14 protein-coding genes and 2 tRNA genes are annotated in these 16058 nt (G+C 70.7%); 10 read left to right on the forward strand and 6 right to left on the reverse strand.

Features of this window, described 5'->3' with window-relative positions; all coding sequences use genetic code 11:
• Window positions 1-11 precede the first annotated feature (11 nt).
• Together ABZ642_RS04375 and ABZ642_RS04380 are read left to right on the forward strand one after the other, a co-directional pair.
• The gene (locus tag ABZ642_RS04375; protein ID WP_351704845.1) at window positions 12-692 is read left to right on the forward strand and encodes an AIM24 family protein; all 681 of its coding nucleotides are present in this window, start codon (window positions 12-14) and stop codon (window positions 690-692) included.
• A gap of 17 nt (window positions 693-709) precedes the next feature.
• Window positions 710-1465 (forward strand): AIM24 family protein, encoded by a 756-nt coding sequence (locus ABZ642_RS04380; protein WP_360476871.1) that lies wholly within the window; start codon window positions 710-712, stop codon window positions 1463-1465.
• Between the two features lie 69 nt (window positions 1466-1534).
• Here ABZ642_RS04380 and ABZ642_RS04385 read toward each other — a convergent pair whose 3' ends face one another.
• Window positions 1535-2056: an NUDIX hydrolase gene (locus ABZ642_RS04385; protein ID WP_360476874.1), complete on the reverse strand. Its 522-nt coding sequence runs from the start codon at window positions 2054-2056 to the stop codon at window positions 1535-1537.
• Entirely contained in the window at window positions 2053-3489 is a 1437-nt protein-coding gene (locus ABZ642_RS04390; protein WP_360476876.1) for a zinc-dependent metalloprotease, read from the reverse strand. The genes ABZ642_RS04385 and ABZ642_RS04390 overlap by 4 nt, the downstream gene beginning before the upstream one ends.
• A 192-nt stretch (window positions 3490-3681) precedes the next feature.
• On the opposite strand from ABZ642_RS04390, the gene ABZ642_RS04395 reads away from it, so the two are divergent.
• The 4 genes from ABZ642_RS04395 to ABZ642_RS04410 all read left to right on the forward strand — a co-directional run bounded on the left by ABZ642_RS04395 (window position 3682) and on the right by ABZ642_RS04410 (window position 6850).
• A complete protein-coding gene (locus ABZ642_RS04395) occupies window positions 3682-4794 on the forward strand; it encodes an SDR family oxidoreductase (RefSeq protein WP_360476879.1) in 1113 nt (370 codons plus the stop codon).
• 154 nt (window positions 4795-4948) lie between these two features.
• The gene (locus ABZ642_RS04400) at window positions 4949-5410 is read left to right on the forward strand and encodes a molybdenum cofactor biosynthesis protein MoaE (protein WP_360476882.1); all 462 of its coding nucleotides are present in this window, start codon (window positions 4949-4951) and stop codon (window positions 5408-5410) included.
• A 117-nt stretch (window positions 5411-5527) separates the two neighbouring features.
• The gene (locus tag ABZ642_RS04405; protein ID WP_360476885.1) at window positions 5528-5692 is read left to right on the forward strand and encodes a hypothetical protein; all 165 of its coding nucleotides are present in this window, start codon (window positions 5528-5530) and stop codon (window positions 5690-5692) included.
• 60 nt (window positions 5693-5752) lie between these two features.
• Window positions 5753-6850 carry a PDZ domain-containing protein gene (locus tag ABZ642_RS04410; protein ID WP_360476888.1) on the forward strand — a complete coding sequence of 366 codons (1098 nt, stop codon included), beginning with the start codon at window positions 5753-5755 and terminating at the stop codon, window positions 6848-6850.
• Between the two features lie 144 nt (window positions 6851-6994).
• Here the strand turns inward: ABZ642_RS04410 and ABZ642_RS04415 are convergent, their stop codons facing one another.
• Complete coding sequence (locus tag ABZ642_RS04415) at window positions 6995-7537, reverse strand: PPA1309 family protein (protein ID WP_360476891.1); 543 nt, start codon at window positions 7535-7537, stop codon at window positions 6995-6997.
• 187 nt (window positions 7538-7724) lie between these two features.
• Here ABZ642_RS04415 and ABZ642_RS04420 point away from each other — a divergent pair, with 187 nt between their 5' ends.
• The 4 genes from ABZ642_RS04420 to ABZ642_RS04435 all read left to right on the forward strand — a co-directional run bounded on the left by ABZ642_RS04420 (window position 7725) and on the right by ABZ642_RS04435 (window position 13105).
• Window positions 7725-10685: a UPF0182 family protein gene (locus ABZ642_RS04420; protein WP_360477603.1), complete on the forward strand. Its 2961-nt coding sequence runs from the start codon at window positions 7725-7727 to the stop codon at window positions 10683-10685.
• A gap of 41 nt (window positions 10686-10726) precedes the next feature.
• A tRNA-Met gene (locus tag ABZ642_RS04425) sits at window positions 10727-10800 on the forward strand.
• A 281-nt stretch (window positions 10801-11081) separates the two neighbouring features.
• A complete protein-coding gene (locus tag ABZ642_RS04430; protein WP_360476894.1) occupies window positions 11082-12947 on the forward strand; it encodes a tetratricopeptide repeat protein in 1866 nt (621 codons plus the stop codon).
• A gap of 84 nt (window positions 12948-13031) precedes the next feature.
• Window positions 13032-13105 (forward strand) — tRNA-Met (locus ABZ642_RS04435).
• 115 nt (window positions 13106-13220) lie between these two features.
• Here ABZ642_RS04435 and ABZ642_RS04440 read toward each other — a convergent pair.
• The 3 genes from ABZ642_RS04440 to ABZ642_RS04450 are packed head-to-tail and all read right to left on the reverse strand — an operon-like array spanning window position 13221 to window position 15993.
• Window positions 13221-14351: an ABC transporter substrate-binding protein gene (locus ABZ642_RS04440; RefSeq protein WP_360476897.1), complete on the reverse strand. Its 1131-nt coding sequence runs from the start codon at window positions 14349-14351 to the stop codon at window positions 13221-13223.
• A complete protein-coding gene (locus ABZ642_RS04445; protein WP_360476900.1) occupies window positions 14348-15211 on the reverse strand; it encodes an ABC transporter permease in 864 nt (287 codons plus the stop codon). The genes ABZ642_RS04440 and ABZ642_RS04445 overlap by 4 nt, the downstream gene beginning before the upstream one ends.
• Complete coding sequence (locus ABZ642_RS04450; RefSeq protein ID WP_360476903.1) at window positions 15208-15993, reverse strand: ABC transporter ATP-binding protein; 786 nt, start codon at window positions 15991-15993, stop codon at window positions 15208-15210. Before ABZ642_RS04450 ends, ABZ642_RS04445 begins: the two co-directional genes overlap by 4 nt.
• Window positions 15994-16058: the final 65 nt, after the last annotated feature.

Raw genomic sequence — 16058 nt, forward strand, 5'->3', positions numbered from 1 at the left:
GGGAGCCCGTCATGAACCAGCCGCTCGCGGGCTACGCCCCCGCACCCGTCACCGCCCGCATGGAGAACCACGGCAACAACATGCTGAAGGTCGCCATGCAGACCGGGAACGACCTCCTCGCGCGCGTGGGGTCGATGGTGGCCTACGAGGGTTTCGTCCAGTACGAGCCCAACCCGCCGGCCGTGCGCCAGATCGCCCGGGACTGGATGACCGGCGAGGGCGCGCCCCTGATGAAGTGCTCCGGTGACGGACTGCTCTACCTCGCGGACTACGGCGCCGACGTCGTCGTCATCAACCTCAACGGCGACGGCATCTCCGTCAACGCCACCAACCTGCTCGCCTTCGACGCGCATCTGACGTGGGGTGTGGAGCGGGTCAAGGGGCTCGCGAAGTTCGCCGGTCAGGGCCTGTGGAACACCAAGATCTCCGGGCAGGGCTGGGTCGCGCTGACCTCCCGGGGCAAGCCGATCGTCGTCGACTGCGGCGGTGGCGAGGACGAGACGTACGTCGACCCGGACGCGCTGGTCGCCTGGTCGCCGAACCTGAAGGTGAAGGGCAAGCGCAGCTTCAAGGCGCAGTCCCTGATCGGCCGGGGCAGCGGCGAGGCCTACCAGATGGCCTTCTCCGGGCAGGGCATCGTCGTCGTCCAGCCCAGCGAGGACAGCACCGACCGCCTTCGTTTCCGGGGCTGAGGGGGAGCCAGAGAATCATGCAGAGCCCGCTTTTCGCGTTCAACGACTCCCAGGCCAGGGACCGCTACAGCCTGCAGAACAAGCAGATGCTGCGCGTCGTCCTGGAGGGCCACGACGACGTCCTCGCCCGCAAGGGCACGATGGTCGCCTACCAGGGGCTCGTCGAGTTCGACGCCGAGTACACGAACAACCAGCAGTCACGTGCGCGTGCGTACACCGGCGAGGGCCTGGACCTGATGCGCTGCCACGGGCAGGGCACGGTCTACCTCGCCAACCTCGCCCAGCACGTCCACGTCTTGGACGTCGAGCAGGACGGACTGACCGTGGACAGCGGCTACGTCCTCGCCATGGACTCCTCGCTGCACTACGAGGTGGTCGCCGTGGACAGCCTCTACGGCATCTCCGGCTCCGGGAAGTACCAGCTCAACATCACCGGTCACGGCAAGGTGGCTCTGATGACCTCCGGCGCGCCGCTGCTGATGCAGGTCACGCCCGACAAGTACGTCAACTGTGACGCCGACGCGATCGTCGCCTGGTCCACCGGGCTGCGCGTCCAGATGCAGGCCCAGACGCATTCCTCGGGCGTGTGGCGGCGTCGCGGCAGCACCGGTGAGGGCTGGGAGCTCAGCTTCATGGGAAGTGGCTTCGCGTTGGTCCAGCCGAGTGAACTGCTCCCGCCGCAGGGCGCCCAGATCGGCCAGGGCCTCGCCGCCCAGTTCGGGATGGGCCAGCAGGGCGCGCGCGGAATGAACCAGGGGAACGCCTGGAGCTGACGGCCACGAGGTAAGGGGCGCACGCCGTGGCAGGCGCCCCTTACACGGGTCTTCGCGCGGGTCTGGGGTTCAGAGCCGCGCGCGGGTCCCCTCCAGCAGTCGTACGACCGAGTCGTCGGCGACCTCCGCGACCTCGTCGTAGGCGAACCAGCGCAGGTCCAGGGACTCGTCGCTGATCGTGTGGGCGGCGCCCCGCGGGGCCACGGCCGCGTACTGGACGTCGAGGTGCCAGTGACACGGCGCCGGGATCGAGTGCCGGTCCAGACGCACCGGGCCGCCCGGCAGCAGGGTCAGCCCGGGGATCCCGGACTCCTCGGTCGCCTCCCGCAGGGCCGCCGCGGCCACCGTGGCATCGCCCGGCTCGCAGTGGCCGCCCATCTGCAGCCACATCCGCAGCTTCCGGTGCAGGGTCAGCAGCACCCGGCCGTGTTCGGGGTCGACGACCAGCGTGCTCGCCGTGACATGCCCCGCGTGACACGCCTTCCACATCCCGTCGGGGTGTGCCGCCAGATGGTCCAGATAGGCCTGGCGCAGCTCTTCCTGGCCCTCGTACCCCTTGAGGACGAGGACCGCGTCGTCGTACAGGCTCACTCGGTGTCGTCGCCCTTTGCCTGGTCTTCCTGGTCGTCCTTCTTGTGCAGGTCGGGCTTCTGGGCCGCCTCGCCGAGCATCTTGTCCAGCTCGGAGAAGTCCAGCTGCTCGCGGTGGACGAAGCCGTCCGGGTCGTCCAGGTCGCTCGCCGTCGGCAGCATGTCCGGGTGCGCCCACAGGGCGTCCCGGCCGTCGACCCCGCGCGCGTCGGTGAGCGAGGCCCACAGGCGGGAGGCGTCCCGCAGCCGGCGCGGGCGCAGCTCCAGGCCGATCAGGGTGGCGAACGTCTGCTCCGCGGGACCGCCCGTGGCGCGGCGGCGGCGCAGGGTCTCGCGCAGCGCGTCGGCGGACGACAGGCGCGGCTTCGCCGCCGCGTGGACCACCGCGTCGACCCAGCCCTCGACGAGCGCCAGCGCGGTCTCCAGACGGGCCAGGGCCGCCTTCTGCTCGGGCGTGTCCTCGGGCTGGAACATGCCCTGCTGAAGCGCGTCCTGAAGCTGCTCGGGGTTCTGCGGGTCGAACTGGCCGACCACGTCCTCCAGCTTGGCCGTGTCGACCTTGATCCCGCGCGCGTACCCGTCGACCGCGCCGAACAGGTGCGAGCGCAGCCACGACACATGTGAGAACAGGCGCTGGTGGGCCGCCTCGCGCAGCGCGAGATACAGCCGCACCTCCTCCTTGGGCACGCCGAGGTCCTTGCCGAAGGCCTCGATGTTCACCGGCAGCAGCGCGGCCCGGCCGATCGGGCCGAGCGGCAGGCCGATGTCGGTCGAGCCGACGACCTCGCCCGCGAGCACGCCGACGGCCTGCCCGATCTGCGTGCCGAACATGGCACCGCCCATCGAGCGCATCATGCCGATCAGCGGGCCGGCCATGGCCTGCATCTCCTCCGGCAGGACGTCGCCCATCGCGGCGCCGACCCGCTCGGCGACCGGGTCGACCAGCTCCTGCCAGGCGGGCAGCGTCGCCTCGACCCACTCCGCGCGCGACCACGCCACGGCCGAGCCGGAACCCGACGGCAGCGACGTGGCGTCGTCCAGCCACAGGTCGGCCAGCCGTACCGCCTCCTCGACCGCCGTGCGGTCGGAGGGGCCCACGCTCGCGTCCTTGACGCCGTCGGAGGTGCCCTGGGAGACCGTCTGGCGGGCGATCTGCTTGGCCATGTCCCAGTTCACCGGGCCGCCCTCGTACGAGAGCATCTGGCCCAGCTGCTGGAAGGCCGCGCCCAGGTCGGTGGGGTTCAGCGAACCGAACATGGCAGCGAACGGATTGTCGGCGCCGGGGCCGCCGAAACCGCCCGCCCCGGGTGTGCCGAAACCGAACGGGCTGGCCGGTCCCTGCCCACCACCGCTCTGCTGGTCCTTCTTCTTGCCCTCGTCGCCGTCTTCCGGCTCCTCCGGCGGAAGGCCGAAACCGAATGGGGTGTCACTCACGGGAATCCTCGGCTGGTAAGGCCACCGGTTCTCTCCGGCGGCGCGGCTGCCCGACAACACCACCCAGCGTAGACACCCCGACCCGATCGGGCCTCGGTGCTTCGCCGACAGTCGGCCTGCGGCAGGATGGATGCCACCTGGTACGTACGCGTCACTCACGCTCGTACTGAAGACAACCGCTGGAGACGCCCGGTGAGTTCCCCAGATCCGCAGGTTCGCGCAGCGCGAAACCCGTCAACCCCTGCCGCCCTGCGCGGGCCCGTCGTCGCCGTCACCGGCGCCGCGACCGGGGTCGGCGCGCTGCTCACCGAGCGGCTGGCCGCGTCCGAGGGGATCAAGCAGGTCATCGCCATCGACGAGCGGCGCGGGGAGTGCGCGGACGCCCAGTGGCACATCCTCGACGTGCGGGATCCCGCCATCGCGGACAAGCTCCGCGGGGCCGACGTGGTGGTGCATCTCGCGCTCGACCTGGACCTGGAGACCGATCCCGCCGCCCGTACGGCCTACAACGTGCGGGGGACGCAGACCGTGCTGACCGCGGCTGCCGCGGCCGGGGTGCACCGCGTGGTGCTGTGCACCTCCGCGATGGTCTACGGCGCGCTTCCGGACAACGAGCTGCCGCTCTCCGAGGACGCGGAGTTGCGCGCCACGGCGGAGGCCACCGGCGTGGGGGACCTGCTGGAGATCGAGCGGCTCGCGCGCCGGGCGCCCCGCGCGCACCCCGGGCTCAATGTCACCGTCGTGCGCCCCGCGGTGCTCGTAGGAGGCACCGACACCGCGCTGACCAGGTATTTCGAGTCTCCCCGGCTGCTTGTGGTGGCCGGCTCGCGGCCCGCCTGGCAGTTCTGTCACGTCGAGGACCTGTGCAGCGCGCTGGAGTACGCCGTGCTGGAGCAGGTCGACGGGGAACTCGCCGTCGGCTGCGACGGATGGCTGGAGCAGGAGGAGGTCGAGGAGCTCAGCGGGATCCGGCGGATGGAGCTGCCGTCGGCGGTGGCGCTGGGCGCCGCGGCCCGGCTGCACCGGATCGGGCTGACACCGTCGCCCGCCGGAGATCTCGCCTACACGATGTATCCGTGGGTGGTGAGCGGAAGCCGGCTGCACGAGGCCGGGTGGCGGCCGGCGTGGACGAACGAGGAGGTCCTCGCCGAGCTGCTGGAGGAGGCGGCCGGACGGCACACGGTGGTCGGACGGCGGCTCGGCCGCAAGGACGCGACGGCCGCGGGCGCGGCGGGCGCGACGGTCGCACTGCTGGGCGCGGCGGCCGTGGTACGACGGGCACGGAAGGCCCGGCGGCGGATCTGAGCACGGGCCGGCGGCGGCCCCTGGCCGGGCAGCGGGCGCGTGCCGGAACCGGTGATCGCGAGCGGGGAGTCGTAGGAGTCTCCAAACGGGCACGCGCGTGTGCCGGTTGTTGGGCGTATTCCGTGTGGTCCCGGGATTGCGGCACGATGGGGGTATGGCTGCTGTGAACGATCATCCCGGTGAGCTGGGTGCCGAAGATCCCGTCAAGCTGATCGGGATCCGGGAGGGCGCGCTCTCCGTGGACGAGGTCTTCGCGGCCGTGGGGGACGACGCGGCCGGCGGCATCGCGCTGTTCGTGGGGACCGTGCGGAACCACGACGGCGGCGCCGATGTGGACGCGCTCGGCTATTCGTGTCATCCCAGCGCCGAGAGCGAGATGCGGCGGATCGCCGAGAAGGTCGTCGCCGAGTATCCGGTGCGGGCGCTGGCGGCCGTGCACCGGGTGGGGGACCTGCGGGTGGGTGATCTGGCCGTGGTCGTCGGCGTGTCGTGTCCGCATCGCGGGGACGCCTTTGAAGCCTGTCGGAAGCTGATCGACGACATCAAGCACGAGGTGCCCATCTGGAAGCACCAGAAGTTCTCGGATGGGACGGAGGAATGGGTCGGAGCCTGCTGAAGAACGCCTGTCCGGCCTCCGGTTGCGTAACCGTACCCCCCACGTGAGCGTTGTCAGTGCGGATGATTAATCTGCTGATCAGTCAGTCGCGGACGGTCATGGGGTTGGGAGGTCGGCATGGGGGCGCTTGTCTGGTTGCTGATTCCGCTTGTGGCCGCGGTCGCTGCCGGTCTGTGGGGCAGCTGGGCCAACCGGACCAGGAGAGCCCGCAGCGACGGGCCGGAACTCGACGGGTACGCGCGGTTCCGCGAGGCCATGGAGAGGTCCGACTCCGGCAGCTGAGACGCCTCGGACGGGTGGCCCTGACGGAGCGCTGACAGACACGTCCCGTACTGTCTTTGCATGCCACGCCGCACCGCGACGATGCTCGCCTCCACCCTGATGCTGATCGCGCTCCTGTGCGCCGGAGTGCTCATCAACGTGCCGTACTCGGAGATGTCCCCCGGCCCGACCGTGAACACGCTCGGGGACCACGGCGGCGAGCCGGTGCTGCAGATCTCCGGTCACAAGACGTACGCGACCTCCGGGCACCTGAACATGACGACCGTCCGGGTCACCAGCGCCGACTACAAGATGAACCTCGTGGAGGCCGTCTTCGGGTGGCTCTCGCACGACAACAAGGTCGTGCCGCACGACACGCTCTACCCGGACGGCAAGACCGAGCAGCAGTCCACCCAGGAGAACGCCGAGGAGTTCAGCGAGTCCCAGGAGAGCGCGAAGGTGGCCGCCCTGAAGGAACTGCGCGTCCCGGTGCAGTCCTGGGTCATCGTCTCGACGGTCCTCAAGGACTCGCCCGCCGAGGGCAAGCTGCACGCCGGTGACGTGATCAAGGCCGTCGACGGTACGGCGGTCAAGCAGCCGACCGACGTCGCCACGCTGGTGACCAAGCACAAGCCGGGCGAGGACGTCGTCTTCACGGTCGTACCGGCCAAGGAGCAGGCGGCCGCCGTGAAGGCGAAGAAGACGGCCACCAAGACCGACCAGGTCACCCTGAAGACGACCGCCTCCAGCGACAGCGGCGAGAAGCGCGCCATCGTCGGGATCTCCGCCGGGACCGATCACACGTTCCCGTTCGACATCGACATCAAGCTCGCCGATGTCGGCGGACCGAGCGCCGGGCTCATGTTCGCGCTCGGCATCTACGACAAGCTCACCCCGGGCAACCTCACCGCCGGCAAGTTCGTCGCCGGCACCGGCACGATCGCCGACGACGGCACGGTCGGCCCGATCGGCGGCATCTCGCTGAAGACGATCGGGGCGCGCAACAAGGGTGCCCAGTACTTCCTGACCCCGGCCGACAACTGTGCCGAGGCCGCCAAGGACACCCCGAGCGGGCTCACCCTGGTCAAGGTCAAGACGATCGACGACGCCCTCGGCGCACTCAAGGACATCCGCGCCGGGGACACCGGCGCCCTGCCGAAGTGCGGCACCAAGAGCTGAGGTTCCGTAGAGGCCTGAAAAGCCCGGGGGCGCCCTTCCTGACGAGGGGCGCCCCCGGTGCCGTTCGGGAGCCACGCGGCCGTATGAGAGCCACGCGGCCGTATGAGAGCCGCACGCGCCGGGTGCCGGCCGCGTGCGAGGTGCTCAGTCCGCGAACGTGGCCTTCAGGGCCTCCGCCAGACCCGGGACCAGCTCGGGGCCGGTGAGGACCTCCGTCGGCGAGTCCTTCTCGCGCAGCCGGACCGCCGAGTCGCGGCTGCCGTCCCGCAGCACGCCGACCGTCATCCGGACCTCCTGGCGGTCGGGGTGCTGCGCCACCCACTTGGCCAGCTTGGCCTCGCTCAGCCCCTCCGGGACCTGGGTCTCGGCGGACGGCGGCAGCATCAGCCGCTCCACCGTGAGCGCGCAGCCGACCACCGCGTCCGGCCAGGCGATGGTGCCCAGGAACTCGTCCAGCGCTTTGTCCGTTGGCACTTCGTCCTGCTCGATCGGGGTGAGACCGGTGGTCGCGGACTCGTCCTCCAGACCGAGCTGGGCGGCGAGAGCCGGTTCCTGGGTGCGCAGCCGTGCGGTGTCGACGAGGGCGAAGAGGCGAGCGGGCTGGTCCCAGCCGAGACCGGAGGCGTACTCGTCGATCTCGAGGACGGCCCGGGTGAGCGGATTCGCTGCCATGGGAGTGTTGGACATGGTCACAATCCTGCCTCGTTCATGGCCGGAATCGGGAACCGAGTAAGTCGTGAGTAAGTTGCATAGGTGTGGCCCCACGATCACGGGGGGCCACGTCCGGCCCGCGAACAAGAGGGCCTGACGCGACAAAAGCGGATCAACAGCGAATCAAACAGCGAACTTCGAGGTGCGCACCTTGGCTTTCCAGATGCCGGACCGCGGCGGAGGCCCGACGGGGCCGCGAATCAGAGCGGGCCGCCCGTCCCGGCGCGTCCGGACCCTGCTCATGACACTGGGCGTCCTTGCCGTACTCGGCATGGCGTTCACCATGTTCGCGGGCTTCTGGACGGACTGGCTCTGGTACCGGTCGGTGCACTACTCCTCGGTGTTCACCACCACCCTGTGGACGAAGATCGGGCTGTTCTTCGTCTTCGGGCTGCTGATGGCGGCCGCGGTGGGCTTCAACATCTGGCTCGCGCACCGGCTGCGGCCGCCGCTGAGCGCCATGTCCATGGAGCAGCAGAGCCTGGACCGCTACCGGATGGGGATCGCGCCGTACAAGAAGTGGCTGCTGTTCGCGGTCACCGCGCTGGTCGGGCTGATCGCCGGCGCCTCCGCGGCCGGCCAGTGGCGCACCTGGCTGATGTGGGTGAACGGCGTGCCCTTCCACCAGAAGGACCCGCAGTTCCACCTCGACGTCTCCTTCTACGCCTTCGACCTGCCCTGGTACCGGTTCCTTCTGGGCTTCGGCTTCGCCACCGCGATCCTCTCCCTGATCGCCGCCGCGCTCACCCACTACCTGTACGGCGGGCTGCGCGTCACCAGCCCCGGCGCGCGCGCCACCGGTGCCGCCACCGGCCACCTCTCGGTGCTGCTCGGCCTCTTCGTCGCCCTCAAGGCGGTCGCCTACTGGCTCGACCGCTACGGACTGGCGGTCAAGTCCAGCGACTTCAAGGCCACCGGCAACTGGACGGGCCTCAGATACGTCGACGCGAACGCGTACCTGCCGGCCAAGACGATCCTGTTCTGCATCGCCGTCATCTGCGCGCTGCTGTTCTTCGCCACTCTGTGGCGGCGCACCTGGCAGCTGCCCGTCATCGGCTTCGGCCTGATGGTCCTGTCGGCGATCCTCATCGGCGGCCTCTACCCGGCGATCGTCCAGAAGTTCCAGGTCCAGCCCAACGAGCAGGCCAAGGAAGCCCCGTACGTCCAGAAGAACCTCAAGGCGACCCGCGAGGCGTACGGCATCGACGACACCCAGGTCACCGAGTACAAGGGCAAGAGCACGACCACGGACAAGACCAAGCTCCGGGACGACGTCGACGCCACGGCGAGCATCCGGATCATGGACCCGAACATCGTCTCGCCGACGTTCCAGCAGCTCCAGCAGATGCGGAACTACTACGCGTTCCCGACCAATCTGGACGTGGACCGCTACACCAAGGACGGCAAGGTCCAGGACACCGTCATCGGCCTGCGCGAGCTGAACCTCGCCGGCATCCCGAAGAACAACTGGATCAACGACCACTTCCGCTACACCCACGGCTACGGCGTGGTCGCCGCCAAGGGCACCGAGGCCGACGACCAGGGCCAGCCGGTCTTCACCGAGTCCGACCTGCCGTCCACGGGTGACCTGGGCACGTACCAGCAGCGCGTGTACTACGGCGAGAAGACCAACACCTACTCGATCGTCGGCGGTCCCCAGAAGGAGATCGACTACTCCGACGACAACGGTGAGAAGCTCACCAGCTACGCGGGAAAGAGCGGGGTCAGTCTCTCCAGCCCGATCAACCGCGCCGCGTACGCGGTGGCGTTCAACGAGCCGCAGATCCTGTACTCGGGCGCGATCGGCAAGGGCTCGCGGATCCTGTACAACCGCACGCCCAAGGAACGGGTCGAGGCGGTCGCCCCCTGGCTGACCATCGACGGCGACGCGTACCCGGCGATCGTGGACCACCGTATCCAGTGGATCGTCGACGCCTACACGACGTCGAACGGCTATCCCTACGCCTCCCGTACGACCCTCGGTGACACCACCGCCGACTCGCTGACCGCGACCAACAACTCGCGCGCGGTGGTGGCCCAGCAGAACCAGGTCAACTACATCCGCAACTCGGTGAAGGCGACCGTCGACGCGTACACCGGCGAGGTCAAGCTCTACCAGTGGGACACCGAGGACCCGGTGCTGAAGACCTGGATGAAGGCCTTCCCGGGCACGGTGCAGCCCAAGAGCGCCATCTCGCAGGACCTGATGGACCATCTCCGGTACCCGCAGGACCTGTTCAAGGTGCAGCGCGAACTGCTCACCCGCTACCACGTGACGGACGCCCAGACGTTCCTGACCGGCAGCGAGGTGTGGCAGGTGCCCGACGACCCGAGCAACAAGTCGGGCGACGCGGTTCCGCCGTACTACCTGAGTATGAAGATGCCGGACCAGAGCGCGCAGACGTTCTCGCTGTCGACGACGTTCACGCCCAACGGCCGGGACAACCTCAGCGCGTTCATGTCGGTCGACTCCGAGGCCGGTTCCAAGGACTACGGCAAGATCAGAATCCTGAAACTGCCGACCAGTACGACCGTCGACGGACCCAAACAGGTCCAGAGCAAGTTCAACTCCGAACAGGAGATCGCCGCCGCCATCAAACTCCTCAAGGGCGGCGACTCCGAGGTCGAGTACGGCAATCTGCTGACCGTGCCGCTGGACGGGGGCCTGCTGTACGCGGAGCCCGTCTACGTACGCGGCGCCGGGGTCAAGTACCCGCTGTTGCGCAAGGTGTTGGTCACCTACCAGGGCAGGACCGTCTTCGAGAACACCCTCGACGAGGCGCTCAACAAGGTGTTCGGCTCGAACGGCTCGGACACCGGGTCCTCGGACACGGGATCCTCCGACACCGGGACGACCACGCCGCCGACGTCCGGCAACCCGACGGTCCAGCAGGCGCTGAACGACGCCCAGAAGGCCTTCGAGGCGGGACAGGACGCCCTGAAGAAGGGCGACTGGACGGCGTACGGCAAGGCCCAGGACGAGCTGCGGGACGCGCTCAGCCGGGCCGAGGCGGCGCAGTCCAAGGCCGGCAAGTCCGGTGGCGGCACGTCGCCCAGCGGCAGTCCGAGCCCTGCTACCAGCGCGAGTCCCACCGCGAGCGGCAGTCCCAGTCCGGGCGGGTGATCAGGACCGCCCCGCGCCGTGGTACGGTTTGAACACAACGGCGCGGGGTGGAGCAGCTCGGTAGCTCGCTGGGCTCATAACCCAGAGGTCGCAGGTTCAAATCCTGTCCCCGCTACTGAAATCGAAGGCCCGGATCCTTTTGGATCCGGGCCTTCGTGGTGTGCGGACGGATCGCCAACGGCGCCCGGACCGGGGGCTCGTGGTGTCCGGACGGTCGGCTCGTGGTGTCCGGACGGGCGGCGAACGCATGTACCGGTGCGCGAGGTCGCCGAGCCGCTGTGGGGAGTTGCGTGAGATGTGTTTGACTTGTCGTTCTGTGGGCATGTCGACAAAACGCTGAAGTGACCTCACGCGTTGCGGTATACCGGATGTACCCAGGTTGCAGGTGGTGCGACGATGGACGTTATGGGGGACAAGGCAACTCTGTTCGAGACAGGGCGATTTGTGCAGCCTTCGGGCGAGGAGCCGACCCGCGACGAGGCCGCTGAGGCCGCTGAAGAGGCACGACACCGGCTCCATGCCGAGGCCGGTGACGTCGAATCCATGAGTGTCCTCGGCGCCATGCTGCTGCGCCGTGGCGACCTCGACGGGGCCGAACCCCAGTTGCGGGCCGCCACCGCCGCCGGTGACCGCGCCGCCGCCAACAACCTCGGCGTCCTGCTGAACCAGCGTGGCTACCCCGACGAGGCCGCCGGATGGTGGCGGATCGCCGCCGTGGCCGGTTCCGCGGCCGCCGCCCACGCGCTCGGCCGGTACCACCGGGAGCGCGGCGACGAGCCCGCCGCCGAGTACTGGCTGCGCCAGTCCGCCGAGCAGGGCCATGCGCTCGGCGCCTACGCGCTGGCCGACCTCCTGGAGCACCGGGGCGACGCGGCCGCCGGCCAGTGGATGCGGGCCGCCGCCGAGCGCGGGCACCGGGAGGCGGCGTACCGGCTGGCACGCGCGCTCGACCGCAGGGCGGGCGCCGACGAGGGCGAGGCCGGGACCGGGGCCGGGGCCGGGGCCGGGGCCGACGACGGTGTCGGCGCGGAGACCGCCGCCGGGACTCCGGAGGCCGAGGAGGCCGAGCAGTGGTACCGGCAGGCCGCCGCCCGGGGCCACCGGCGGGCCGCGCTGCACCTCGGGGCGATCCTGGAGAGGCGCGGCCAGCTCAAGGAGGCCGGGCGCTGGTACCTGACCTCCGCCAAGGACGGCGAGGCGCGGGCCGCCTGCGCGCTCGGCTTCCTGCTGCGCGACGCCGGGGACACCGAGAGCGCCGCCGTGTGGTGGCTGCGGGCCGCGCAGGACGGCGACGGCAACGCGGCCAACGCGCTCGGCGCGCTGCACGCCGAGCGTGGCGAGACACAGACCGCGGAGCGCTGGTACCGCGCGGCGATGGACGCCGGCGACGACAACGGGGCGTACAACCTCGGGCTGCTCTGCGCCGAGCAGGGGCGGACCGCCCAGGCCGAGCAGTGGTACCGGCGGGCGGCCTACGCGGGGCACCGGGAGGCGGCGAACGCGCTCGCCATCCTGCTGCTCCAGGGCGGCGACACGGCCGGCGCCGAACCGTGGTTCTCCAAAGCCGCCGAGGCCGGCAGCGTGGACGCCGCGTTCAACCTCGGGATCCTCTACGCCGGGCGCGGCGAGGACCGCGTCGCGCTGCGCTGCTACGAGCGGGCGGCCGCCGCCGGACACACGGAGGCGGCGCTCCAGGTCGGCATCGCCCGGCTGCGGGAGGGCGACGAGGCCGCCGCCGAGCGGCACCTGCGGTGCGCGGCGGGCGGCGGGAGCGCCGAGGCCGCGTACCGGCTGGCCGCCGTGCTCGACGCGCGCCGGCCGAAGGTCTCCGAGCACGAGCTCGGGGAGTCCTCGCTGCACACCAAGACCGAGTGCGAGGAGTGGTACGAGCGGGCCGCCTCGCAGGGGCACCGGCGCGCCCAGGTACGGGTCGGGATGCTCGCCGCCGCGCGCGGGGACGTGGTGGAGGCGGCGCGGTGGTACCGGATCGCGGCCGAGGCCGGCTCGCGCAACGGCGCCTTCAACCTGGGGCTGCTGCTGGCCCGGGAGGGGAGCGAGCCCGAGGCCGCCGTGTGGTGGCAGCGGGCCGCCGACGCGGGGCACGGGCGGGCGGCGTTGCGGCTGGCCCTGGTCTACGCGCGTCGTGGCGAGCTGGCGGAGGGGCAGCGGTGGGCCGACCGGGCGGTGGCGCTGGGACCGGCCGAGGTAACCGAGCGGGCGGGGCGGCTGCGGGACGCGCTGCGCGAGGAGCTGTCGGCCTGAGCTGCGCATTTCCGCAGGTCAGGTGGGCTGGCAGCAATGGATTTGCATCTGCTCGCGTCCCTCACGTAGTGTTCTATTCATCGACGCGGGGTGGAGCAGCTCGGTAGCTCGCTGGGCTCATAACCCAGAGGTCGCAGGTTCAAATCCTGTCCCCGCTACTGAAGGCCGAGGGCCGGAATCCAGAAACGGAATCCGGCCCTCGGTTTTTGTTCTGAGGTTCGCGTTCAGGCACGGATGTTCTGTTCTGAGGTTCCCGTTCAGACACGGATGCGGCTACGGGGCGTGCCCCACCGCCTCCTCGTAGAGCGCCCGGTCCACCGTCCGGGACTCGGGGAGCGGGGCGCCCGGCTCGACGCCCTGGGCCCGGTACGCCGACTGCAGACGCGTCGTCGTGCCCGCGCGGATCTCCCAGTCCATGCGCAGCGGCGGGGTCGAGCGCAGGATCGCGGGGTCGGTCTTCAGCAGCTTCGCGAGGTACGTGACGAAGTCCGCGTCCGACTTGTAGTCACCGGCGAAGTACGTGTCGACCGTGCGGATGTAGGCCCGGAGCAGCGCCACCCCCGCGTCCACGTCGTCGGCCAGGAGCGTACGGCCGTACAGCATGCCGCCGAGCGGCTCGCCCTGCGGCTGGCCGCCCAGGAACGCGTAGCCGGCCTTGCCGGTGACCTGGCGCCACACCGGGTCCAGGAGCCAGGCCGAGTCGACGCCGCCGTTCTGCAGGGCCGTGAGGACGTCGGCCGAGCCCAGCTGCTGGTAGCGGATCCGGTCCAGGCCTCCGCCGTGGCTCGCCAGCGCCTTCTGCATGGGGTAGGCGATCACCGAACCCTTGCCGATCATCGTGCCCAGGGTGCGCCCCGCCATCCGCACGCCGGACGCGGTCTCGCCGTCCTTCAGCCGCACCCACAGGCCGCTCTTCGACTCCGGTTCGGGCGAGAAGTTGCCCGCGACCCACTTGATGTCGAAGCCGCCGCGGACGCCGTTCATCACGGCGGCCTCGGGCGCCGCCCACAGCGCGTCGATGTCGCCCTTGGCCAGCAGCGGCAGCGCGTCCGGCGTGGGCAGCACCTTCAGTGTGACGTCCAGCCCCTCCGCCTTGAACTCGCCCTTGTCCAGGGCGACTTCGAGTGGCGCCACGTACTCCGCGCTCAGGGTGCCGGTCGCGATGGTGATCTTGCGGGGTTTCGGCAGCGGGCGGGCCGCGGGCCTGCCGGGGGAGCACCGGGCCGGGGTTCTCGCCGGCGAGAGATCGGCCGGGTCGGTCCAGGACCCCCGCCCGCAGCCCGCCACCGGGCGGACCGTGCGATGCGCCGTGGCCGCCCCCGGGTCCTCGGAGCGCCGCGCCGAGCAGGCCGTCGTCAGCAGCGCCAGCGCCGCCGCCGCGACCACGTACCGATGAGCTCTCATGACTGCCCCCGTCCCCGGTCCCGCGGCGCCCACGGTGTCAGCAGGCGGCCGGCGAGCCGTATCAGCTCGGAGAAGACCACGCCCAGGACGGCGACGCAGACGATCCCCACGAACATCACGTCGTTCTGGAACAGCGCGCGCGAGTCGAAGATGAGGTGGCCGAGGCCGTCCGTGGCCGCGATCTGCTCGGAGGCGACGATCACCAGGACCGCGACTCCCGCGGCGATCCGCGCGCCGACCAGGACCGCCGGGAGCGAGGCCGGCAGCAGGACATGACGGAACATCTGCCAGGGTGAGGCGCCGAAGACCCGGCCCGCGTCACGGTGGCCGGACGGGACGGCGATCACCGCCGACATCGTGGAGATCCACACGAAGAAGAAGACCGTCACCGCCACCAGAGCCACCTGCGGGCCCTCGCCCAGGCCGAACATGTTCAGGAAGACCGGGAGCAGGGCCAGCTTCGGTACCACGTACAGGGCGTCCAGGAGCGGCTCCAGGGCCGCCTTGACCAGCGGGAGGGAGCCCATCAGCAGGCCCAGCAGATAGCCGGCCGCCGTGCCCACCGCATAGCCCGCGAGCACCCGGCGGGTGGTCGCCCGGACGTCCGGCCACAGGTCGCCCGCCGCCGCCCGGTCCCAGCCGTCGGAGAGGATCGTGGACGGCGCCGGATAGACGCGGTCGTCGATCCAGGCCCGGGTCGCGGCCAGCTGCCACAGGAGGACCAGCAGGACGGGCACGGCGGTCGCCAGGGTCAGCTCCAGGGCGCGCCGGCGCCGGTGGGTGCGGGCGGGACGGAGTTCGGCGGGGCCGGGGGCGCGGACCAGGACACGGGTCCCGCGGCCCGAGGTGAGGGTCGTCATGCTGTTACCGCCTCCTTGCGCAACAGCTCCCACAGCTCGCTCTTCAGCGCCGTGAACTCGGGGGTGTCGCGGATCCGGCCGGTGCGCGGGCGCGGGAACGGCGGGCGGTGCTCGGCGATGATCCGGCCCGGGCGGGCGGACATCACCAGCACCCGGTCGCCGAGGACCAGCGCCTCCTCCAGGCTGTGCGTGATGAAGAGGGTGGTGGTGCGCAGGGCCTGGGTGAGGTCCAGGAGCTCGTCCTGGAGGATCACGCGCAGTTGCGCGTCCAGGGCGGCGAAGGGCTCGTCCATGAGGAGGAGTTCGGGCTCCACGGCCAGGGCGCGGGCGATCGCCACCCGCTGGCGCATCCCGCCGGAGAGGGTCGCGGGGTAGGCGTCGGCGAAGTCCGCGAGCCCCAGCCGGGCCAGCCAGTCCGCGGCCCGGGCATTCGCCGCGCGGCGCGGGACGCGCTGTACGTCGAGGCCGAAACGGACGTTGGCGAGGACCGTCTTCCAGTCGTAGATGCCATAGTCCTGGAAGATCATCGCGGCCGGGCGGGGGCTGTCGGACCGGATCTCCAGCCGGCCGGCGCTGGGGCGGAGCAGACCGGCCGCGATCCGCAGCAGGGTCGACTTGCCGCAGCCCGACGGCCCGACCAGGCAGACGAACTCGCCCGGCGCGACGGCCAGGTCGAGCGGACCGAGGGCGTCGACCGCGTGGGGGGCTCGGCCGAAGGTGCGGGTCAGGGCTTGGGCATGGAGTTTCGGACGTGCCGGAGGCGGCTGATACGGCTCTCCCACGGGATCTCCTCGCAAGAGTGCGGACCCCAAGACCATATGACGGACCGTCAGATTCGGGAACCCCG

The organism is Streptomyces sp. NPDC007157, from assembly GCF_040634235.1.
Lineage (GTDB): Bacteria > Actinomycetota > Actinomycetes > Streptomycetales > Streptomycetaceae > Streptomyces.